The organism is Devosia naphthalenivorans, assembly GCF_003056355.1.
GTDB classification, from domain to species: domain Bacteria; phylum Pseudomonadota; class Alphaproteobacteria; order Rhizobiales; family Devosiaceae; genus Devosia; species Devosia naphthalenivorans.
The window spans coordinates 141,399-163,440 of sequence record NZ_PYVW01000009.1 but is presented as its reverse complement, the minus strand read 5'-3'; the positions used below and the strand labels follow the sequence as shown (position 1 = coordinate 163,440).

Annotated in this window: 16 protein-coding genes, 3 tRNA genes and 1 pseudogene; 14 read left to right on the top strand and 6 right to left on the bottom strand. The window is 58.6% G+C overall.

The window, feature by feature from the left end; genetic code table 11:
• The 6 genes and pseudogenes from C8264_RS13040 to C8264_RS13015 all read left to right on the top strand — a co-directional run.
• A pseudogene (locus tag C8264_RS13040) lies at positions 1-235 on the top strand (haloacid dehalogenase); the annotation flags it as partial.
• A 240-nt stretch (positions 236-475) separates the two neighbouring features.
• Entirely contained in the window at positions 476-1,435 is a 960-nt protein-coding gene (locus C8264_RS13035; protein ID WP_108461412.1) for an SMEK domain-containing protein, read from the top strand.
• A complete protein-coding gene (locus tag C8264_RS13030) occupies positions 1,428-1,670 on the top strand; it encodes a hypothetical protein (RefSeq protein WP_108461411.1) in 243 nt (80 codons plus the stop codon). The genes C8264_RS13035 and C8264_RS13030 overlap by 8 nt, the downstream gene beginning before the upstream one ends.
• Positions 1,660-3,372 (top strand): DUF2326 domain-containing protein, encoded by a 1,713-nt coding sequence (locus C8264_RS13025; RefSeq protein ID WP_108461410.1) that lies wholly within the window; start codon positions 1,660-1,662, stop codon positions 3,370-3,372. Before C8264_RS13030 ends, C8264_RS13025 begins: the two co-directional genes overlap by 11 nt.
• Positions 3,373-3,583: 211 nt before the next feature.
• The gene (locus C8264_RS13020; protein WP_162783625.1) at positions 3,584-8,539 is read left to right on the top strand and encodes an AAA domain-containing protein; all 4,956 of its coding nucleotides are present in this window, start codon (positions 3,584-3,586) and stop codon (positions 8,537-8,539) included.
• The gene (locus C8264_RS13015; protein ID WP_108461408.1) at positions 8,536-10,023 is read left to right on the top strand and encodes a hypothetical protein; all 1,488 of its coding nucleotides are present in this window, start codon (positions 8,536-8,538) and stop codon (positions 10,021-10,023) included. The genes C8264_RS13020 and C8264_RS13015 overlap by 4 nt, the downstream gene beginning before the upstream one ends.
• 34 nt (positions 10,024-10,057) lie before the next feature.
• Here C8264_RS13015 and C8264_RS13010 read toward each other — a convergent pair.
• The 3 genes from C8264_RS13010 to C8264_RS13000 all read right to left on the bottom strand — a co-directional run bounded on the left by C8264_RS13010 (position 10,058) and on the right by C8264_RS13000 (position 11,505).
• A tRNA-Arg gene (locus C8264_RS13010) sits at positions 10,058-10,135 on the bottom strand.
• A 181-nt stretch (positions 10,136-10,316) separates the two neighbouring features.
• Positions 10,317-10,393 (bottom strand) — tRNA-Arg (locus tag C8264_RS13005).
• 71 nt (positions 10,394-10,464) lie between these two features.
• Positions 10,465-11,505: a LacI family DNA-binding transcriptional regulator gene (locus tag C8264_RS13000; RefSeq protein WP_108461407.1), complete on the bottom strand. Its 1,041-nt coding sequence runs from the start codon at positions 11,503-11,505 to the stop codon at positions 10,465-10,467.
• Positions 11,506-11,726: 221 nt separating this feature from the next.
• Here C8264_RS13000 and C8264_RS12995 point away from each other — a divergent pair, with 221 nt between their 5' ends.
• The 8 genes from C8264_RS12995 to C8264_RS12960 all read left to right on the top strand — a co-directional run bounded on the left by C8264_RS12995 (position 11,727) and on the right by C8264_RS12960 (position 20,502).
• Positions 11,727-12,971, top strand: a complete 1,245-nt coding sequence (locus C8264_RS12995; RefSeq protein WP_108461406.1) for an ABC transporter substrate-binding protein — start codon at positions 11,727-11,729, stop codon at positions 12,969-12,971.
• A gap of 135 nt (positions 12,972-13,106) precedes the next feature.
• The gene (locus C8264_RS12990) at positions 13,107-14,024 is read left to right on the top strand and encodes a carbohydrate ABC transporter permease (protein WP_108461427.1); all 918 of its coding nucleotides are present in this window, start codon (positions 13,107-13,109) and stop codon (positions 14,022-14,024) included.
• Positions 14,025-14,033: 9 nt separating this feature from the next.
• Positions 14,034-14,936, top strand: coding sequence for a carbohydrate ABC transporter permease (locus tag C8264_RS12985; protein ID WP_108461405.1), 903 nt, complete (start codon positions 14,034-14,036; stop codon positions 14,934-14,936).
• A gap of 4 nt (positions 14,937-14,940) precedes the next feature.
• Complete coding sequence (locus C8264_RS12980; protein WP_108461404.1) at positions 14,941-16,023, top strand: ABC transporter ATP-binding protein; 1,083 nt, start codon at positions 14,941-14,943, stop codon at positions 16,021-16,023.
• Positions 16,024-16,169: 146 nt separating this feature from the next.
• The gene (locus C8264_RS12975; protein ID WP_108461403.1) at positions 16,170-16,919 is read left to right on the top strand and encodes a sugar phosphate isomerase/epimerase family protein; all 750 of its coding nucleotides are present in this window, start codon (positions 16,170-16,172) and stop codon (positions 16,917-16,919) included.
• Positions 16,920-16,925: 6 nt separating this feature from the next.
• Positions 16,926-18,065, top strand: coding sequence for a Gfo/Idh/MocA family protein (locus C8264_RS12970; RefSeq protein ID WP_108461402.1), 1,140 nt, complete (start codon positions 16,926-16,928; stop codon positions 18,063-18,065).
• Between the two features lie 103 nt (positions 18,066-18,168).
• Complete coding sequence (locus C8264_RS12965) at positions 18,169-19,224, top strand: sugar phosphate isomerase/epimerase family protein (RefSeq protein WP_108461401.1); 1,056 nt, start codon at positions 18,169-18,171, stop codon at positions 19,222-19,224.
• A 126-nt stretch (positions 19,225-19,350) separates the two neighbouring features.
• Positions 19,351-20,502 carry a Gfo/Idh/MocA family protein gene (locus tag C8264_RS12960; RefSeq protein ID WP_108461400.1) on the top strand — a complete coding sequence of 384 codons (1,152 nt, stop codon included), beginning with the start codon at positions 19,351-19,353 and terminating at the stop codon, positions 20,500-20,502.
• Between the two features lie 22 nt (positions 20,503-20,524).
• Here C8264_RS12960 and C8264_RS12955 read toward each other — a convergent pair whose 3' ends face one another.
• The 3 genes from C8264_RS12955 to C8264_RS12945 form a co-directional block, all read right to left on the bottom strand.
• Positions 20,525-21,391, bottom strand: a complete 867-nt coding sequence (locus tag C8264_RS12955; protein ID WP_108461399.1) for a TraB/GumN family protein — start codon at positions 21,389-21,391, stop codon at positions 20,525-20,527.
• A 140-nt stretch (positions 21,392-21,531) separates the two neighbouring features.
• Complete coding sequence (locus C8264_RS12950; protein WP_108461398.1) at positions 21,532-21,837, bottom strand: ETC complex I subunit; 306 nt, start codon at positions 21,835-21,837, stop codon at positions 21,532-21,534.
• A gap of 40 nt (positions 21,838-21,877) precedes the next feature.
• Positions 21,878-21,954 (bottom strand) — tRNA-Pro (locus tag C8264_RS12945).
• Positions 21,955-22,042: the final 88 nt, after the last annotated feature.

Here is a 22,042-nt window from a genome sequence, read left to right as displayed (position 1 = left end):
CCTGCTCGGCATCGCCCGTGCCAGGAAACTTTCCAGGGCCACCATGGGTAATATCCGGCAAAATCTCTTTCTTGCCTTCGTGTACAATGCTGCCGGCGTGCCCGTAGCCGCCGGGGTCCTCTATCCATTCTTCGGACTGACGCTTTCGCCGGCCATCGCCGCCGCGGCCATGGCACTGTCGTCCGTCAGCGTGATCGGGAACTCCCTGCGCCTCCGTTCAGCTCGCATCGCATGACCCGTCGAACTCTTCAACTCAGGCGATTCCTGTAACCGACGCGTGCCGGAATGGGTTTGGGTGCGCCCAAGCGCTCGGCAAGTGGTGCCGGCGCTGCAGGCGTCGGCCTCATGGCTTGGGCTCGAAGATTTCGACGACCAGTTGCATTGGTTCATCGGGCCGTAGAGCATGGGACGGGATGCGTGTCGCTACCGGCGAGATTCGCTCCTCCACCAGCGAAAACGATAGGGACGTGCCTGCATGAACCGCAAGTCGCTCCTCGATGGCATCATCCACTACCTGTCGATCCTCAGGGTTTCAGTGGAACTCCACAACAGCCTGAACCATCAGGACATCAACGTTGTTTCCGAGAACTTCTTCCGGGATTTCCTCAACCTGGCGTTCGGGTACGGTCTGAAGAACATCAACATCGTGGAGAAGAATGCCCGTGCCATCGACCTGGGTGACGAGGCGCAGCGCATCGCCATCCAGGTGACGTCGACTTCCGGCATCGCCAAGATCAAGCACACCCATGCCGGTTTCGTGGCCGGAGCGTTGGACGGAAAGTACGATCGCCTCGTAGTGCTGATCATCGGCGAGAAGAAGCTCTATAAGCAGGACATCCTGGGCGGGGATGGTGTATTCGCCATGTCGATCAAGGATGACGTGTGGGGGCTGGAAGAGCTCCTTGCCCGGATCGACGACCTGCGGCCCGAGAAGCTCGTCGAATGCTTCAACTATCTCAATGCCGGCATCTCGACCCGGCAACCGCGCGAGGCGAACGAGGTGCTGACGCTACTGCGCCTGATCGAGGTGCTAAGTGAGTCGGAGGTCGGAATCACCGCCGACGATATCCGCGTCGACCCGGACCCGGACGGGAAGATCAATGCAAGGTTCGCCGACCACGCCGACTTCCTGAAGCGGCAGTTCACCGGCCTTCACGTCATCTACGGCGCTACGCTGGCGGAGGTGTCGAACCAAGCGGACATCGGCCATGGTCGCATGCTGAAGCTGCAGATATACCTGACGAACTGGAGTGACCGCATCCTGCAGGAATGCAGCGGCGATCCCGAACTGGCTTTGGAGACGATGGTGACGCGGGTCATGGAGAAGATGGGCGACGGGACCGCTGGCTTCGACGAAAGCGCCGTCCGCTTCTACCTCATCGACCAGTTGATCCGCTGCAACGTGTTCCCCAACAAGAGGGCTGCCCATGTCTAATCTCTTCCTTAAGGATGAGCCGTTGGACAAGGCCCCCGCGATCGTGGGATTCGAGATCATCCGCTATGTCCGGACGAAGGGCAAGGGCCGCATAAGCATCTTCGACGTGATCGATCACTTCAAGCGCGAACGTTGGTTCACCTCCAGCGCGTTCTTCTACGGCCTAACCTTCCTTTACGCAGTCGGGCTGATCGATTTCGAGGAACCTTATCTGGTTGCGCTCGATGCGGATTGAACTGCTCTACACCGAGCCCGCGACGATCGAGCCGATCGAGTTCGGTGACGGCGTGAATGTCGTACTCGGCGAAAGCGACGACACCAGCTCGAAGAACAACGGCGTGGGCAAGTCCCTCTGTATCGAGTTCATCAACTTCGCTTTGCTCAAGAAGAAGTCGGACAGCCGTGTGTCCAAGATACCCAAGGAAGCGTTCGACCCGGCGACCTTTGTCTGCGTTCGCTTCATGCTGCACGGCGAGGTTTACACGATCAAGAGGTCGTTGTCGGAAGCCGAGCAGCCCAGGATCGTCGTCGGTGGCAGAGAGACCATATTCGCCAAACGCGAGGACGCCACTGACTTTCTGACGCAGCGGATGTTTCCCTTCGAGGGCGCGGGTGCGGTGAACTTCCGCGAGATGCTCGGGCCCCTGATCCGCGATGAGCGATCGGAATTCAAATCCATCGTCTCCTACTTCGACACCCGGCTGAAAGTGCCGGAGAACTATGCGCCCCACCTCATGCTCCTCGGCATCGACCTGAGTATCTATCATCTCATCAAGGATATCCTGAAGGAGATCGACTTGATCGGTGCCGAGGAGGCCCGCATCCGTGAAAACGTCCTGCTCGTCCGCCAGAAGACGATCGATGACGCCCGTTCAGACCTGAATGCCCTCGACGAAGAGGTCGAGAGCATCAACAGCGCCATAGAAGCCCTGGAAAACGCCCCGGCCTTCGACATCGTGAAAGGCGAAATCCTCGCTATAGAAGAAGAGATGGCGGCACTCCGGCGCCGGAAAGAGGTGCTTTCCCAGCGCTCGGTACGCCTGGCTCCAGTCCTGGCCACGCCCACGATAGACAGCGAAGAGATCCGGCAGTTCTACGACGAATTGCGCGCGGGGCTCGGAACGGTCGTGGCCCGCGACCTGACGGAGGTGATCTCCTTCAAGGACAAGATCGAACGCTTCCAGCAGCACCTGCTGGAGGAGAAGTCCCAAGTCGTGGACGTCGAGATCAAGGGCCTCAATAGGCAACTGGCCGATCTGGACCGGAGGTATTCCAAGCTGCTTGCGGTGCTGGACCAGGAAGGACAGCTCCGCAGTCTCCGGCAGACATACGCTTCATATCAGGCGAAGAGTGACGAACTCGGTCAGCTCAAAGGCTTCTTGGAGAGGTACGACCAGCTAGCGGTCGACAAGCAGCAGAAGCGGTCGGACAAGGAAACCGAGCGACTGCGGCTGCAGGGGAGCATCGCCGCCGTCCGCGACCGGTTGAAATCGGTCGAGAAGACCATCCTCGACATCCACCAGTTCATCCAGGGAAACCGCAAGGCTTCTCTCGACGTCCGGACCACGGCGAACAAGCAGGTCGTCGACATCGTGCTGCGCATAGACGACGACGGTAGCCACAGCGTGGAGCGCGAGAAGGTCTTCATCTACGATATCGCGCTGCTGTTGAACGACTTCACTAAGGTGCGTCACCCGGGCTTGTTGGTACACGACAACATCTTCGACGTGGACGAGGATACCTTGAACAGGAGCCTGGAATTCCTGCTCACCCGGGCGGAGTTCGAGGATGAGCAGCAGTATATCCTGACGCTGAACGTGGACCGCATCGCCCATGCCACCGAAGAGGTGTGGTACGACGACTTGCAGCGCAGCGTCGTCGCGTCCTTCACCAAGACCGACAGGTTCCTGAACACGACATACCAAGAAGTTCGGTAGTCGGCGGCGCATTTTTGCCTACCTAGCCGTCACAGATGGAAGCAATGCCTGGGTCGGGCACGTCCTCTAATATTCTCTGACCTGTTGAGCGGCCTTGAGAGTGATCAAAGGGATAGGTTTCTCTAATGTTATCATGTCTGTGGAGCAAACAGATATTGCAAAGAAATCATTTCCGAACGACCCTAGTCAAAAGACTATGGGGGCGAGATTCATGCAGATTACAACCTGCGGGCGGGGCGTACATATTCGCGAGGTTGTCGGCATTGAGCGCCTGCGGAAGCTCCCCAACGACTGGTATGGGTTCACCAATCTCGATCTAGCCACAGGCAGGGGACGATCGCGCGAGATCGATCTTGTACTGGTCACCGACGACCGCATCTTTTTAGTCGACCTGAAAGATTGGCATGGCCGCATAGAAAGCGAGAACGGGAACTGGATTCATAACGGCAGGGATACCGGTCCATCTCCGGTTGCTAAGATCCACGCTAACGCAAAGGCCGTTTGGCAACTTCTGACGGAACACCTCAAACGCCATATGAAGGGCGAGGTCGTTCCAAGAGTGGTTGGGCTGGTTGTAGTGACCGGCAAGGCGGATATGACGGGCATCTCGGAAACCGAGAAGGGCTCCGTGTTCACCGATGAAGAATTCATCTCGTTGGTCAGCAAGACCGGATCGCGGATCGAGACATTCGGAAAGGTCGCCATTTCTTCACGTGGTCTACTCACGGAGAAAATCTGGAAGGATCAGCTCAGCAAATTTTTCAACGCACGTACAGGCCCCATTGTCCCAGGACGGCGGCGATACAACAACTTCATCGCCAATTCAGACGAGGCTACCTTCCAGCATCCGAGAGAAATCTACAGCGAGTACGATGCGGTCGACGAAAACGCGGCTCAGACACTTGGGACGTTGCGGATATGGGACTTCACCAAGGCTGATACACGCTTCCAGAACGACGAGGCGCGCCAGGAGATCGCCGGACGGGAACGCAGCGTAGTAGAATATCTGAGGGATCGGGGCGAGGCCTGTGAAAACGCGATCCTTCAACCGCGCGCCGAGGATCCGGAGCGTGGGGTAGCATACTGGGAAATATTCGATAGGCGCCAGCGTCTGCGGCGCTTGTCGGAATTTGTCACCTCAGAGAATTCTCACCTGGCGCGCGACCGTCGCATCGAACTAGCACGCCAGCTTATCGCCCGGGTTGCTGCGCTACATGCTGCGGACGCCGCGCATCTAGACCTGGGCGGACATAGTATCTGGCTCGAATCACCTTCGACAGTAAAGCTTTCCCACTTGATGGCGGCAAAGTTCCCTCAAGTCGAATCTCTGGGGGAGCGCAGATATCAGTTCTTGGCCAGTGCAAAGCTTCCCGAGGACTTGCTTGGCGGTGAAAACATCCCTAAGCGCCGTGACGTATTCCTTCTCGCAGCATCGGTTCACTGGCTATTGTTGGGCGTTCAGCCGGCCACAGACAGCGGCGAGGATATGCCGTTCGAATGGAACCCATCAGCCGATGCCGAGGGGAAATACACGTCTCTTCATGCCTGGCTTGAACGTTGCTTATCGCTAGACCCTATGGATCGGTTCACGGATGCGCAGGCAGCGCTGGACGCATTCAACGCTGCCACTGCCGACCGGCCTAATGCTGGCGAAGTAATCCGGGGTCTGGAGGGGTTCCGCGAAACTTACCGTTCCCAGCGGCACCTGTTCTCGGCTTATCCCGACATGGGAATGCTCAAGGAGAGCGACAGAGTCGACATATGGAAGAGTGAGGATAGTGAAGGCATTCCAGTTCTGGTCAAGCTGTGGAAGAGGGCTGCTTGGGGTGACCAGACACGAGAGGGTCCACGTATTCTGGATTTCCTGTCCAGAGCACATGAAATGAAATTGTCCCCTCTAGACGGATGCGCTGCAGTTCATGGCTCTTACTGGCTTGGTGACGCTATGGCGATCATCCAGAAATGGGTCGATGGAAGCGTGCTTTCGGAAGCCCTACAAGCAGGGCCCTTTAGTGGTGAGCCCGCTCGGTCGGTAGAATTCTGCCTGGCGCTCGCCAATACGGTGAACTCGCTTCACGACGCTGGCCTGACACATGGCGATATCAAGCCACAGAACATAATCGTCGCCGAGGATGGAACCCCGGTCTTGATCGACATCCTCGACTTTCATGCAAGCGATGACGGCGAACCAACGAACACGGCTTACTCGCCTTCCGCGGGCGGACGACTAGAGAGGGATCGCTTCGCAGTAACAAGGATTACCGAAGAGGTACTAGCCGAAGCCGGGCTGGATGCATCTGTTGCGGCCACGGTTTCGACAAGCATCGAAAGCTGCCGAGCCACCGTGCCTGAAAATGGCACGCTACTCCCGTTGGTGGAAGCGCTTGAGGTGGCCCTGCTTCCACAGCCCGAACAAACACCGAAACGCCTTATAGAGATACGGTTTCCGGGAATTTCCACCGGCCCCCTGCTATCAGACGAAGGGCAGTTTTACGTTCGAAAAGGCGCTGTGAACCGATCCAGCATCTTCATTCGTGGGGCATGCGAGGAGCTGGAGATATTTATGGATGATCAGATGCGTCCCGTGCGGGCACGGCGATGCACGATGGATCAAAAGCAGATAGGTAAACTGGCAAGGTTCGAATTCATGCAGTTCGAGGCTGAGATAGAAATATCTGGCTCAGCAGCGAGTGACTTCACCGATGTAGAATTTCTCTTGGCCGATCCTGCGTTTGTTTCGAACTGGAGTAACCAATCCACCAAGGGCGTCGATACATCCGCTGGAGATGAGATACCCGAGGCCCAGCCTGAACCCGCGTTCGACGACTCTGCGTTTGATGAGTTTAGTGACGATCAAGCCCGGGTCGCAAGCCCAACGACGCCTAGTATCGATATCAGGCGGTTATGGCAGTCACTCATCACCGCAGAGGGCGATCTGACTACTGATGGGGTGGCAGCGGCCGACAGCGGGTACAATCGTGACATCAAACGCCATTTTGTTCCCTTTGAGCTGACCAGCGGGACCTTCGATTTCAACCGAAACGATCGTGTTGGTGTCGAAAGGCTTGACCGCAAGGGAACCTGGCAACGGGTGGGTGAACTAGATATCGCCCGGTCAAAGCCCGATCGAGTTTTTATCGATGCAGCGGAGTGGAATGCGACTGGAAACGCAGGTCTTGTAAATGAAGAGCAGCGACTGCGCTTCATCAGCCACTTCGAAGTCCAAAGCCTGCGACGCCGGGAATCAGCGATTGGTAGAACACTGGGTGGACAGGCCCGCATTAAGGCTATTCCGACCTTTTTCGAGCCGCGAACCTCATCTCGTCCAGCATCTCTTAGCATCGAAGTGAGCGATAGTGATCTTGCTCGATATGGGTTGAACGAAGATCAGCGGGAGGCCTTCAAGAAGCTTGTTTCCGTTCGTCCGCTGGGTGCCCTGCAGGGGCCTCCTGGCACCGGAAAGACCTTGTTCATTGCCGCTCTCGCGCATTTCGCACTAACGCGCGGCCTTGCAAAAAACATCCTACTAGCAAGCCAATCTCATGAAGCTGTCAACAATGCCGCAGAGGCCGTTCTGAGGCTTTTTGCCAACCAGGATGAGCAGCCGAGTATTCTCCGTGTCGGTAACGAAGGTGTGGTCTCCGAGCGGCTGATGCCTTTTCACACCGATCGACTGGAACAACTGTACAAAGACCGTTTCGGTGCCGAATTCCGCGACCGTATGAAATTGGCCGGGCGCTCGCTGGGTGTACCCTTGCCGGTGGTGGAGGCGATGATTGACATCGAGGTCAACATGCGACCCGTTGCCGAAAAGATCGTAGAGTTGCAAGGGCAAGCCGAGCCGGAGACGGACCGCATTAACAGCCTGCTGGGCACGCTCGAGACTCTTGCCAAGAGTGTAGCTGGTGCAGATCAGGTTCTGATGGTGGAGGATGATCCTCTACAACTGTTAGACGACGTCCTGCGAATGGTAGTTGATCGCATGCCTGTAGGTGAACGACCTGCGCCAGAGCGGCTGGGCAGGATGCGCTCGGTTTTTAATATAGCCAAGGACTTCGTGGGTAGTGTGTCTACCCAGCAGCGGGGTTTCGAGGCGTTCTTGGCTGGTACGCGGCACATCGTTGCCGGAACATGTGTAGGACTCGGGCGCACATCGCTGGGTCTCACCACAACCCCGTTCGATCTCGTCATTATAGACGAGGCGGCGCGCTGCACCGCAAGCGAATTGGCGGTCCCTATGCAATCTGGACGTTGGGTCGTGCTAGTCGGAGACCATGCGCAGCTGGAGCCGCAGCACCCCGCCACCGTCGCATCGAAAGTTGCTGCTGAGCTCGGCACATCTGAGCTCACGGTAATACAAAGCGACTTCGAACGCCTTTTCGAGAATGGCTATGGCAAGTCGGCGGGCGCGAGGCTCAAGACCCAATACCGCATGCTCCCTCCTATCGGGAAGGTTGTATCGGACACCTTCTATGGAGGTGAACTCGAGGCTGGACGAACGGAGCCTGAGATCGATCCTAAGGTGTTGCCTGATGGCCTTGAGCTTCCTCTGACCTGGATCACTACCGATTCGATGGGTGCTGCCGGAGAGGAGAAAACAGAAAGCACGGGAACCAGCAGGGTAAACCAGGCAGAGGCCGACAGCATCGTCGCACTCCTAAAAAACTGGTCTGCGACCCCATCCTTCACCGAATGGGTCGCGGGGCAGACGAAGCATGCTCATGTAGTAGGGGTGATCTGCATGTATGCGGCGCAGCGTGATCTCATCCGCAAGAAGATCCAGGCGGCTAACCTACCCGAAGCGTTTCGACGTTCAATCAAGATCGACACCGTCGATAGTTACCAGGGCAAGGAGAACCCTATCGTGGTCCTTTCCCTCGTTCGCAACAATGTTTCCGGCCAGGCTGAGCGAGGACTCGCCAGCATCCGGCCAGGGTTCTTGAAACGCCCGAACCGTATCAACGTAGCTGTCAGTCGCGCTATGGATCGCCTAGTTATAGTTGGCGCCAAGTCACGTTGGCAAACAGGTACTCCAATGCAGAGGTTGTCGGAAGCAGTCGAAGATCGCTTCAATGCGGGAGAAGCTCTAGTGATCTCGGCGTCGGTATTGCTGGGCGATGCTAGGGACGTGCGAAGTGCGGTTAAAGAAACGGTGGCTACGGTATGATCGCGCATCCAAGACCGACGCTGTCTCTGTCTGGATTATTGAAACCGGAAGAGGATAGGGACCTTGAACTGGCCAGCTATGACGTGCTGCTGCCTTGCCGCCGGTTCGAGGTTGACCACAAGGTTGCTGTCCTGGGTCGTGTGTCCCTAACCGCTGAGTTCTTGTTGCGCTTGGTGAAATCGGCTGACGGTATTGATGAAACCGATGCTGCTTTATTTTTCGGCTTCGGCCTGCGTGACATGTCTTTCGTTCTGGCCGAGGTAGAGGGTCTGGGATACGTGGAGCGGCGTGAAGGCAGGCTCTGGATCACCCTTTCAGGAATGTCCCTGTTTCTAGAAGGATCGGAGGAGCCAAAGATATTCGAGGTGGAGGTTCGGCGAGAGAATGTCGGGTTTGACCTAATCTCGTTGGCCTACGAACAGCCCAGGGGTCTCGATGAGTTCTCAAGAACTCTTCCCGAACTGCCGCTATTGCATCCAGAGCGCGCCAGCGCCGCGGCTTCAAATATCTATTCGGCCTTTCGGAGATCGTATCCAGAAATCATCAGCCGAAGGGAAAGGTCGCTCGATAGACGTTCACTCTATTCAATCGATCATGTGAGCGCCGGCGACCGCTTCTCCAGCCCGGTGAAGTTGACCATCCAGTCAACCGGACTCCGTCCTTGGGTGGGCGTGGCTGACTTGACCGAGTGGCGCAACGAGGTGGAACAGGAGGATCGCCCCGAGGTTCTGGACGCCGTGGCGGCCTTCGTAGACGACCTATCTGTCAGCCAACGGAGTGGTGATCAGGACGGCTATGAGGCCCTGATATCGTTGGCGCCCGAGTTCCTGAAAGAATTTGTCCGCAAGGACGGCCTCGCCGTGGATAAATACTATCGGGAGACCATCAACCGCGTCGGTGAAGTGCGCTCGAACCGGCAGACCATTCCTTTTGTTGGGTCGCTCTTCACCAGGGACAACGTACGAAAGCTGACCGAGGCTTACAGTATCGGACTCCGGTCGCAATCGAGACCCTCCACCTTACTGTGGTTGATGCCGATAGTTAAATATTGGGGGGCAACGAGAACACTCCCGGAGCTCCTGCGGACGATGGCTTCCCGCATTGGGGCCGACAATAGCGGTGAGCGCCCAGCTACTACCACCGTGGGCTTGGTGTCGGGGTGGCCGGAAGCGCATATCAAAAAGGCATTCGGTCAGGTTTGCAAAAGCGATGCACCGGCATTTCCGCAGATGCTTGAGATCCTGCTGGTGCCGGGCGTCGTTGTTGCAGCGTCAGTCCATGCCCCCATTGGATCTAAAACCGGCTTGCCAGTCCCTCTGGGTTTTATCAGCTTCGATCCACGAGTTATCGAGCGTGCCTCGGACTATCTCGACCAATCGCTGCATCGATACGTTAAAGACGACATGCTTGATCGTCGTATCCGTGAAGACCTAGCACGCAAGACCGACGCTGAGGTCGAAGCGAGCAGCATTGTCCAGGAGTGATGGCTGGGAGCTGATTAAAGAGTCTTTTAAATGTTGGCGGTCGCGGAGGAACTCGAATCCCCGACCTCAGGTTTCGGAAACCTGCGCTCTAGTCCAGCTGAGCTACACGACCAAAAACTCGGTGCAGGCTGCGGGTAGCGCGCCGCGACACCTCAAAACGGGAAGATCGGATTACGCGGCAAATGCCTACGCAATCCTGTCTAAGTCGTTACCTACGTTGACTAATTCCGATTAATGCCCAAAAAATCGGGAATATCGGACTCCGTTCAACACGAGCGATTTCAATAGGTTACTGGCGATCCCGACAGGATTCGAACCTGTGACCAACAGCTTAGAAGGCTGCTGCTCTATCCAGCTGAGCTACGGGACCAGCGCAGGCATGTTTCATGTAGCGCATTTTGCGGCGAAGGGAACCGCCTTATTGACATCTGTTGTGCATGTTCACCGCGGTCGGGGAGGGGCCGTGCTGCCCCGAACGATGAGCTGGGAGCTTAGCACGAACTGCCTCGGGACGCGTTTTCCCGGCGCTCCTTCGATCAGGTCGATCAGAGCTTCCGCCGCCAACCGGCCCAGTGCCTCGCGCGGTTGCCGCATGGTCGTGAGCGGCGGCAGGAAGTGCTCGGCAATGCCCAAATCATCAAACCCGATGACTGACATGTCGCGGGGACAAATTAGCCCTGATCTGGCAATCTCCGAGATGAAGCCGATAGCGGCTTCGTCATTGGTCGCGAAAATGGCGGTGGGCCGCTCCTGAAGATCGAGCATTGTGCGCGCAGCGCGCGCCCCGTCATCCATGCTGAAACCTCCATGGAGGACCCACTCGGCACGGATTTCGGCCCCCGCGGAACACAATGCTGCAAGGAATCCGGCTTCGCGTTCTGCGGTGAGCACGTTTCCGGCGGGTCCTTTGATGTGACCGATTCTACTATGACCAAGGCGCAGTAAATGCCGTGTCGCCTGTTCTGCGGCATAGGCATTGTCCGTCCTGACGGTGTGGAACGGAGCGTCGGCAATCGCTTCGCATGCGACGATCAGGGGCAGGCTGGTCGGCGCACGGGTGAGGGCCTCCAACTGCGCGCGATCGATCGATCCATCGAGCAGCAGCAATCCATCGGCGCGATTCGACAGAAAATAGTCCCGCAGCGGATCCGTGTCTCCGCGGGCAAACCGGTTGGCAACCAGAACCCCATAGCCGCGTCGGGCGGCCTCTCGCTCGATAGCGTCCAGTATGGTTGAAAAGAACGGATTGCCGATGTCGGGCAGGGCCACAAGGATGGTTCTCGCGCTCTGCAACCGCAGTGAACGCGCCGACTGGTTCAGCGTATAACCGGTCACCCGAACAGCTTCCGATACCCGCTCGCGGGTCGCCTCCGTAACTCGTTCCGGCCGTGACAAGGCCCGGCTAACGGTGGCTGTGGACACTTTCGCTATCCGTGCAACGTCTTGAATCGTTGGCGCTTTTTCGCTCAGTTCATGATCCAACAGCGTCCCCTTCCACTGTCAGCGACACTTCTGTCTAAATCGATCTTGACAGCCCGGCAAGAGCTAGGTGAAACTAATGAAATCGATTGCATAGATTTTCAGACGATCGTCTTGCAATCGATTACATGCAGTCAGCTCGGGATGTTTCATCAGAAGACAACCTTGCGGCTGGCCGCTTCGCGGGAGCACCTCGCTCCAAGTGATCGTTGGGAGGACATTTAATGAAAAAGTTTACCGTAGTGGCCGCGATGGCCGCTGCCATGATGGGCTCTACCGCTGCAATGGCAGCAGACCTCGAAGTCACCCACTGGTGGACTTCGGGCGGTGAATCGGCCGCTGTGGCCGAGTTCGCGCGTCTGTTCAACGAAACCGGCAACACTTGGGTCGATAGCGCCCTTGCAGGTTCCGGCACCGGTGCGAACCCCGTCATCATCAGCCGTATTCTCGGCGGCGATCCGATGGGCGCCACCCAGATGAACACCGGTCGCGACGCGGAAGGGCTCATCGAGGCTGGCTTGATCCGCGATCTGACCCCCATCGCAGACGAAGAGGGCTGGAAGGATTTCTACGCCGATCCAGGCCTGTTTGACGCTTGCACCTATGACGGCAAGATCTATTGCGTTCCCGTCAACATCCACTCCTGGCACTGGCTCTGGCTGTCGACTGCAGCGTACGAGAAGGCCGGCACTGCCGTTCCAAAGGATTGGAATGAATACGTAGCCTCCTGGCCGGCTCTGCGCGAAGCTGGCGTGGTTCCCTTCGGTCTGGCCGCTGGCTGGGCTCTGAACGGCATCCCGGGCGTTCTGCTGGCCGACGTCGGCGGTCCCGATCTCTACATGAAGGTCAACCAGGATCACGATGCCGAGGCTGTCCGCAGCCCCGAATTCCGCAAGGTTGCCGAAGCTTGGGCCGCCCTGCGCGATGTTGTCGATCCGGCCGAAGTCGTGCCGCAGTTCGGCGACGTGGCCAACCAGCTCCTTGCTGGCGAAGCCGCCGGCAACATCCACGGCGACTGGATCCAGGGTGAGTTCGCGGTTGCCGGTGCAACCCCAGGCGTCGAATATGACTGCCTGCCAGGCCTGGGACTGACCAACCGCATCGAAGGCGGCGGCGACGCGTTCTACTTCCCCGTGCTGCCAGAAGGCACCGCGCAGGACGTGATCGATGCCCAGACCGCTCTCGCCAAGCTGCTGGTCAGCAAGGAAGCCCAGGTTGCGTTCAACCTGAAGAAGGGCTCCATGCCGATCCGTACGGACATCGACCTGTCCACGGCCAACGATTGCATGAAGAAGGCAATCACCATTCTGGAAAGCCCGGAAGGCCTGCTGCCATCGGGCGAAACCCTGAACTCGAGCGACACCCAGCAGCAGCTGGACGACCTCAATCAGGAATTCTTCGCCGACAAGAGCTTCTCGGTCGATGACTACATCGAAGAATACGCTTCGATCATCGAACAGGCCGACTAAGCTTTCAGGCTGAAAAATGGGGGTCGCCATTGGTGACCTCCAAATAGCGTTTCGGGCAAGCATCCATCCCGGGCTTGCCCGGCGCACTTATTCTTCAAAGGAAGTGCAATGACCGACATTGGGCGCTCCGGCGCTATGGGTCGGCCGGTGGAAGCAGATAAGCCACCTGGTCTGCTGTACAATATATTCGTCAGGAACATTACGGCCAAGATCGCCGCCTCGCCCATGGTGGCGATTGTCCTGATCGTTTTCATCGGCTGTACGCTGTGGAGCGTCTGGTTCTCGTTTACCGATTCCCGTTCGCTGCCGAACGGCGATTTCGTGGGCTGGGCTCAGTATGAGCGTCTGTTCTCGGCACGGCGCTGGAAGATTTCGGCCACGAACCTTCTCACCTACGGTATTTTCTCGCTCGTCTTCACCATGGTTGTCGGCTTCCTGCTTGCAGTGCTGATGGACCAGAAGCTCCGCTTCGAAGACGGCTTCCGCACCATTTTCCTGTATCCATTCGCCCTTTCCGGCATCGTGACCGGTCTGGTGTGGCAGTGGATCATGAACCCGACATTGGGCCTGCAATCCACGATCCGCGGTCTTGGCTGGACCAGCTTCACCTTCGATTGGATCACCAATACGGACATGGTGCTCTATGCCCTGCTGATCGCGGGCACTTGGCACGGTACGGGTTTCGTCATGGTTTTGATGCTCGCGGGTTTGCGCAGCATCGACGGTGAAATCTGGAAGGCGGCCCGCGTCGACGGCATTCCCGCTTGGCGCACCTATCTGCAGATCGTGCTCCCCATGATGCGCGGCGTTATCGTGACCACCCTGGTCATCGTGGGCTCCGGCATCGTGCGTACCTATGATCTGGTGGTGGCGCTCACCAATGGCGGGCCCGGCCTGTCCTCGGAAGTGCCGGCCAAATACGTCATCAACTACATGTTCACGGCGGGCAATCTGGGGCAGGCCCTGGCTGCCTCCACCATCATGCTCGTTGCGGTATTCGTCATCCTGATCCCGTGGATCATGATCGAATTCGGCCCCAAGAAGGCTCGTTAGGAGGATCTTATGACCAATATCACTGCGGTCGACGAGCCCTCCGGGCCGCGTCCAAGCAAGGGTTTCAACCCCAAGCGCATCGTCATCTACGGCATCATCATCGTTGCCGCCATGTACTATCTGCTGCCCCTCTATGTGATGATCACCACATCGCTGAAGGGCCTGCCTGAAATCCGCGTCGGCAACATCTTCGCGCCGCCGCTCGAGATCATCACGATCGAACCGTGGGTGAAAGCCTGGACCAGCGCCTGTACCGGCCTCACCTGTGAGGGGCTTGCGCCCGGCTTCTGGAACTCGGTGAAGATCACCGTTCCGTCCACCATCATTTCGGTGCTGGTTGCTGCGGTCAGCGGCTACGCCCTGGTCAACTGGCGCTTTAAGGGGTCGGAGTTCTTCTTCACCTGCCTGCTGCTGGGCTCGTTCATCCCCTATCAGGTGATGCTCTATCCCATGGTGATGATAACAGCGCAGCTCAAGATCTTCGGCACGCTCTGGGCCGTGATTCTGGTGCATACGGTGTTCGGCATGCCGATCCTGGTGCTGCTGTTCCGCAACTATTTTGCGTCGCTGCCGCAGGAACTGTTCAAGGCTGCCCGTGTCGATGGTGCTGGCTTCTGGCGCATCTTCATCCAGATCATGGTGCCGATGTCGCTGCCGATCTTCGCCGTGGCCATCATCCTGCAGGTCACCGGCATCTGGAACGACTTCCTGTTCGGCGTGGTCTTCGCCGGCACCCAGAATTATCCGATGACGGTGCAACTCAACAACATCGTCAACTCCACGCAAGGCGTGCGGGAATACAACGTCAACATGGCCGCCACGATCCTGACTGCAGCTGTTCCGCTGCTCGTCTATTTCGTCTCGGGCAAATGGTTCGTGCGCGGCATCGCCGCTGGCGCGGTGAAGGGTTAAAACCATGCAAAGCAGTGTTTCCATCAAGGATGTCTCGCTCAACTTCGGCAGCGTTCCGGTCTTGCAGCATCTCGATCTCGAAGTGGGGCAGGGCGAGTTCATCGTGCTGCTCGGACCTTCCGGTTGTGGCAAGTCCACCCTGTTGAACTGCATCGCCGGCCTGCTCGACGTCTCCGGCGGTCAGATTTTCATCGGCGGCAAGAACGTTACCTGGGCCGAGCCCAAGGACCGTGGCATCGGCATGGTGTTCCAGTCCTATGCGCTCTACCCGCAGATGACCGTGGAGCGGAACCTCTCCTTCGGTCTTCGTGTCGCGGGCATGCCCAAGGACGAGATCAACAAGCGCGTCAAGCGCGCCGCCGAGATTCTGCAGCTCGAACCTTTCCTGCAGCGCAAGCCTGCCAACCTCTCCGGCGGGCAGCGCCAGCGCGTCGCCATCGGCCGTGCCCTGGTCCGCGACGTGGACGTGTTCCTGTTCGACGAGCCTCTGTCGAACCTGGATGCCAAGCTGCGCTCCGATCTGCGCGTCGAGATCAAGCGGCTGCATCAGCGGCTCAAGAACACCATGATCTACGTGACGCACGATCAGATCGAAGCGCTTACCCTCGCTGATCGTATCGCCGTCATGAAGAATGGCATCATCCAGCAGCTTGCCGATCCGCACACGATCTACAACAAGCCGGTCAATCTCTATGTTGCGGGCTTCATCGGCTCGCCGCAGATGAACATGCTGGAAGGCACCCTCAACGGCACCACCTTCACGACGGACGACGGCACCGTCATCCCGGTTGGCAATTACGCCTTCACCGCCCCGGCGACAGGGTCCGCCAAGGCCGTTCTGGGCGTACGCCCCGAGCACATTGTGATGGGCGAGGAAGCGGCCAGCATGCCCTATTCCACCGACGTCGAGATTGAAATCGTCGAGCCGATGGGTTCCGACACACTGGCGTGGACCAAGATCGCCGGCAAGCCGGTGACGTTCCGCTGCGATAGCGACGTGGTGATCTCGACTGGCCAAAAAGTCCGGGTCGGCTTCGACCCCGCGCGTGGCTCGATCTTCAACGCCGAAACCACCAACCGGCTCTAGCATCAAATCGTTACAGGCGCCGTGCGGCACCCTGCGCCTGTAGCGTCCCTCCATTGTCAACCGGCCGGGCTGCGCGCGGCATCTGACACATCAATCCATAAGCGGCATCACCCGATGCCCTTGCACACTCTACGAAAGAGGCCACAATGACTGAACTGTCATTCCAGCTTTACAGCGCCCGCAACGTCCCATCGCTCCCGGACTTCCTCGCCAAGCTCGGCGAGCTTGGCTACACGCAGGTCGAAGGTTACGGCGGGCTCTATGCCGACGCCACCGGTCTTGCCGCTGAGCTCAAGAAGAATGGCCTTACCATGCCCACTGGCCATTTCGGCCCCGCCCAGGTGCAGGACGTGGAAACCACGCTGAAGACCGCTGAAACTCTCGGCATCAAGCGCATCTATTGCCCCCACATCGGCCCTGAAGGCCGCAGCGAAGACGAGTCCAAGTGGCTTGAGCTTGCCGAGATGCTGGCCAAGGCCGGCGAAACCTACACCAAGGAAGGCTACGGCTTCGGCTGGCACAACCACGATTTCGAGTTCAAGGCGACCACCTCGGGCCGTACGCCCATGGAGATCATTCTCGAAACCGCTCCCAGCATCGAATGGGAAGCCGACGTGGCCTGGATTGCTCGCGGCAATGCCGACCCGATCGCCTGGTTCGACAAGTACGGCGACCGCATCACCGCTGTTCACGTCAAGGACATCGCGCCCGCTGGCGAAGCCACCGATGAAGACGGCTGGGCTGACGTGGGGCAGGGCACTCTCAACTGGGATGACCTGATCACCAAGGTTCAGTCCAAGACCAAGGCGCAGTATTTCGTTGCCGAACACGACAAGCCATCCGACGCAGTGCGCTTCGCCACGCGTTCGATCGCTGCCGCCAAGAACTGGAAGTAATATCAAATGACCAAGACATTTGGCGTCGGCATCATGGGTGCCGGCAATATTTCGGGCGCCTATCTGCGGCTTGCTCCGCTGTTCAAGGGCCTCGAAGTGCGCGCCGTCGCAGACATCATTCCAGAAGCCGCCAAGAAGCGCGCCGACGAATATGGCGTCAAGGCTCAGACTCCTGACGAGTTGCTCAAGAACAGCGAACTGGACGTGATCGTCAATCTGACGATTCCGGCTACGCACTACTCGGTGTCGATGGACATCATCTCGGCCGGCAAGCACGCCTATTCCGAGAAGCCGTTTGTGCTGTCCCTCGAAGAGGGCATGGCCCTCAAGAAGGCCGCTGACGATCGTGGTCTGCGCGTCGGCAGCGCCCCTGACACCTTCCTCGGCGGTGCCCATCAGCAGGCGCGTCAGATTATCGATAGCGGTGAACTCGGCAAGATCATGAGCGGCACTACGCACGTGATGAGCCGCGGCATGGAACATTGGCATCCCAATCCGGAGTTCTTCTTCCAGGTCGGCGCCGGTCCCATCCTTGATCTGGGCCCATATTATGTCACCGAGCTCATCCACCTACTCGGTCCGGTGAAGCGCCTTTCCGCCTTCACCAACATGGCGCGCACGGAACGCGAAGTGACCGCCGAAGGCCCCTACAAGGGCAGCTTCGTCAAGGTCGGCACCCCCACCACCATCCATGGTGTCCTCGAGTTCGCCTCCGGTGCCATCGTCACCATCGGCGCCAGCTGGGACGTGGCGGCCCATGGCCACCATAACATCGAGCTCTACGGCACCGATGGGTCGATCTTCGTGCCCGATCCGAACTTCTTTGGCGGCGATCTCGTCACCGCCAATCTCTCGGGCGAACGGCACACTGTAACTCCATGGGACCACCCCTTCGGCAAGGCCAACCAGGACCTCGACAAGCCAAATCCGCGCGCCAACTATCGCACCGCTGGTCTGGCCGACATGATGCACTCAATCGACGCTGGTTACCGCGCGCGTTGCGGGCTTGATGTCGCCCTGCACGTCGTGGACGTGATGACGAGCCTGCTCAAGGCTGGCGAAAGCGGTCAGGTTCTGACGCTCTCGACCACCTGCGAGCGCCCGCTGGCCCTTTCGCCGCAGGACGCCCAGGCTTTGCTCAGGTAGACAATCTATCCGAGCTCGTTGACAGGCCCATGGGCCTGTCAAACAATACCAGGATCAAGGACAGGTTCCGCTTCGGCAGGAGCCGCAGTGAGGAGCAGCATCTATGCGCACCATCAAGGGACCAGGGATTTTCCTGGCTCAGTTCGCCGGCGACAAGGCCCCCTTCAATTCATTTGACGCAATTTGCGGCTGGGCGGCCAACTACGGCTACAAGGGCGTACAGATCCCCACCTGGGTCGGCAGCTTCATCGATCTGGAAAAGGCCGCGACCTCAAAGACCTATACCGACGAGTTGAAGGGCACTGCTGCCAAGCACGGGCTCGAAATCACCGAGCTTTCAACCCATCTGCAGGGCCAGCTTGTCGCCGCTCACCCTGTCTACGACACGATGCTGGATGGCTTCGCCCCAGCTTCCGTGCACAACAACCCAAAAGCCCGTCAGGAATGGGCTGTTCAGCAGCTGCATTGGGCCGCAAAAGCCTCGCAGAACCTTGGCCTGACCGAACACGCGACCTTCTCCGGCGCACTCGCCTGGCCGTTCCTTTATCCATTCCCCCAGCGCCCGGCTGGTCTGGTCGAGGAAGCCTTTGACGAGTTGGCACGCCGCTGGACGCCGATCCTTAACGCCTTTGACGAAGCTGGCGTCGATGTCGGTTACGAACTGCATCCGGGTGAAGACCTGTTCGATGGCGTCACCTTCGAGATGTTCCTCGAGCGCGTGAACAACCACCCGCGCGCCAACATCCTCTACGATCCAAGCCACATGGTGTTGCAGCAGCTCGATTATCTCGATTTCATCGATATCTATCACGAGCGCATCAAGCTCTTCCACGTCAAGGATGCCGAGTTCAATCCCACCGGCCGCCAGGGCGTCTATTCGGGTTATCAAAGCTGGATCAACCGGGCAGGGCGCTTCCGCTCGCTGGGCGACGGCCAGGTCGATTTCGCCTCGATCTTCTCCAAGATGGCGCAATATGACTTCGCCGGCTGGGCCGTGCTCGAATGGGAATGCGCCATCAAGCACCCCGAGGATGGCGCGCGCGAAGGCGCCGAGTTCATCAAGAACCACATCATCCACGTCACCGAACACGCCTTCGACGATTTCGCCTCGGCCGGCACCGACCTGGCGGCAAACCGGAAGATCCTGGGGCTGTCGTAATCGGACTTCCCACGCCCTCGTCCTTCGACAGGCTCAGGATGAGGGCTACTCTGAATTTTCAGTAGACCTCATGGTGAGCCTGTCGAACCACGAGGTCGTGGCGCAATAATATTCGAGGAGACTTCAATGGCTGAAAACGGCGCAAGGCGCATTCGTCTCGGCATGGTTGGCGGCGGCACCGGAGCCTTCATCGGCTATGTGCACCGTATCGCGGCCCGCATCGACGGAGATTATGACCTGGTCGCGGGCGCACTGTCGTCCCGCCCTGACGTCGCAAAGGAGTCCGGCCGCAATATCGGGCTTGCCGAAGAACGCATCTACACCTCCTATGAGGAAATGGCCCGCGCGGAAGCAGCCCGTCCGGATGGCATCGAGGCGGTCTCCATCGTCACGCCAAATCATATGCACTACGGTCCCGCCAAGGCCTTCCTCGAAGCGGGCATCCACGTGATTTGCGACAAGCCAATCACGAGCACGCTCGAAGACGCTCGCAAGCTTGCTTCCATCCAGCCGAAGAACGGTGCGAAGTTTCTTCTGACGCACAACTACACAGGCTTCCCCCTAATCCGCCAGGCACGCGAACTCGTGGCTTCCGGTGCCCTGGGCAAAATCCGCGTCATTCAGGCCGAATATCCGCAGGATTGGCTGACCGAGCCCACCACCGACGACAACAAGCAGGCCTCCTGGCGCACCGATCCCGCCCGCTCCGGCGCCGGCGGCGCCATCGGCGATATCGGCACCCACGCCTATAATCTCGCCCGCTTCGTTTCCGGCCTCAGGACTGACGCCGTTTCTGCTGATCTCACCAGCTTCGTCGAAGGTCGTCAGCTCGACGATAACGTCCACATCATGCTGCGCTTCGAAGGCGGCGCCAAGGGCATGCTCTGGGCCAGCCAGGTAGCCGTCGGCTGCGAAAATGGCCTGCAACTGCGCATTTACGGCGACAAGGGCGGCCTGGAATGGCGCCAAGACAATCCCAACTACATGTGGTTCACCGAGTTCGGTAAGCCCAAGCAGTTGCTGACCCGCGGCGGCGCCATCTCCGGCAATGCGTCTTCCACCATGAACATCCGCATCCCCTCCGGCCACCCCGAAGGGTATCTGGAAGCCTTTGCAACCCTTTACTCGCAGTTCGCAGCGGTGATCCGCGGCGAGGGCGCCGATTACGAAGCGCTGCTGCCTAGCCTCGCCGATGGCGTTGAAGGCATGCAGTTCATCGTCGCCTCGGTCGAATCGAGCAAGAACGACGGCAAGTGGACCAAGCTCAGCGACGTCTGAGTTTTTCTCCCCAAACAGACGGCTACTGGATCCTCTCGATCCGGTAGCCGGCCTGCTCCAGCAGGTCGAGGACGCTGCCATCTCCGATCAGGTGCGCCGCGCCTACGATCACCAGCGCCTCCTCGTCTTCCTCCAGTATGCTTTCGAGCGGCGCTATCCAGTTGCGGTTCCGCTGGTAAATCAGCCGCTCCAGAAACGCATCCTCGAAGCCACCCATCTCCGACAGGAACAGTCTGGCCAGCTTGTCGGGCGTGCCCTCCACCCAATTGGAAACCATCTTGCCCAGCATCTTGGGAAAGGCGTCCAGCTCTTCGAGCGTGGCCCCCAGCATCGCCAATTGCTCGGTTTCCGGTGCGCCGGAAAGAATATCCAACTGCTGCTCCCCGGTTTCGAGGTAAGTCTGCCGATCCGCCGGCAAATCCGGCTGCAGCACGAACTCCACCCCTTCAGCCTTATAGCCTTCAGCGGCCATCGCACTCACTGAGATTGTGTTTGCCGCAAACCACGGTTTCATCGCCAAAAGACTGCCGACGGGCAATTCGAGCCCACTCGCCACTTCTCTGAGCTTCGCCTCCGCTGCCGGATCGATGAAATCGCTCAGCAGCTTTCCATCGGTATAAATACCGCGCGCGAATGCCTCCGCCGCCAGTTCAGCCATCGCCCCGGGCCTGACATCGGCTTCGAAGACGATCTTGTCCGCGTCGGCGAAGGTCTGGTCGAACAATGGTGTGCGCCACTCCAGGCCCTCAGGCAGCACATGGAACGACCCGAAAAGCCAAATGACACTATCGGCGTCACGAACTTCCCACATCGCCGGTGCAGCCACCGCCGGAGCGGCAGCCGAGAGACCCATCAATAGGCCTAGCAGGCGAATAGCTGTTTTCGGCATCGGATGCTCTCCCTGGCCGCCAGTGTGCCTCAAATCTCTCGATTTGCCAAAACCGGCCACACCGGCTGCTGCAGACACAAAAAGCAAATGCGCCACAATCACTTGCGACGCACTACGAACTCTCGGCGATAGCAACGCGATTAGTGCGTCCAGGGAGTCTTTCGATCTGCACGGAAATTGTCGGGATAGCTCTGGCGCTTTGGAGTTTCCTCATGCGCTGTCTGAACCGTGTAGGCGATCCCGTTCTTTTGGGCGTAAGCCTCTGCGGCTTCAACCGTATCAAACGACAGCTTGATCTGCTGGCGCATGTCGCGGGAGCTCGTATAGCCCATCAGCGGCTCGATATCGCGCGGAGCGGAAGGCTCGTAGACCAAAACCCAGTTCTTGGTTTTGCCTTTGCCCGACTGCATTGCGTTGCGGGCAGGGCGGTAGATACGGGCGGTCATGCAAAGTCCTCGACACGAAGCGCTGCGCAGCAAGTTGTGATGGTCGGAGTACAAAGATTCGAACTTTGGACCCCCGGTTCCCAAAACCGGTGCTCTACCAGGCTGAGCTACACTCCGAGATCACAGGCGCTTCGTTAGCGCGTTCGATTGGAAAGGGCAAGCACGCAAAAGCACAGTTTATGCTATTCGCACAGCAACCTGCCTG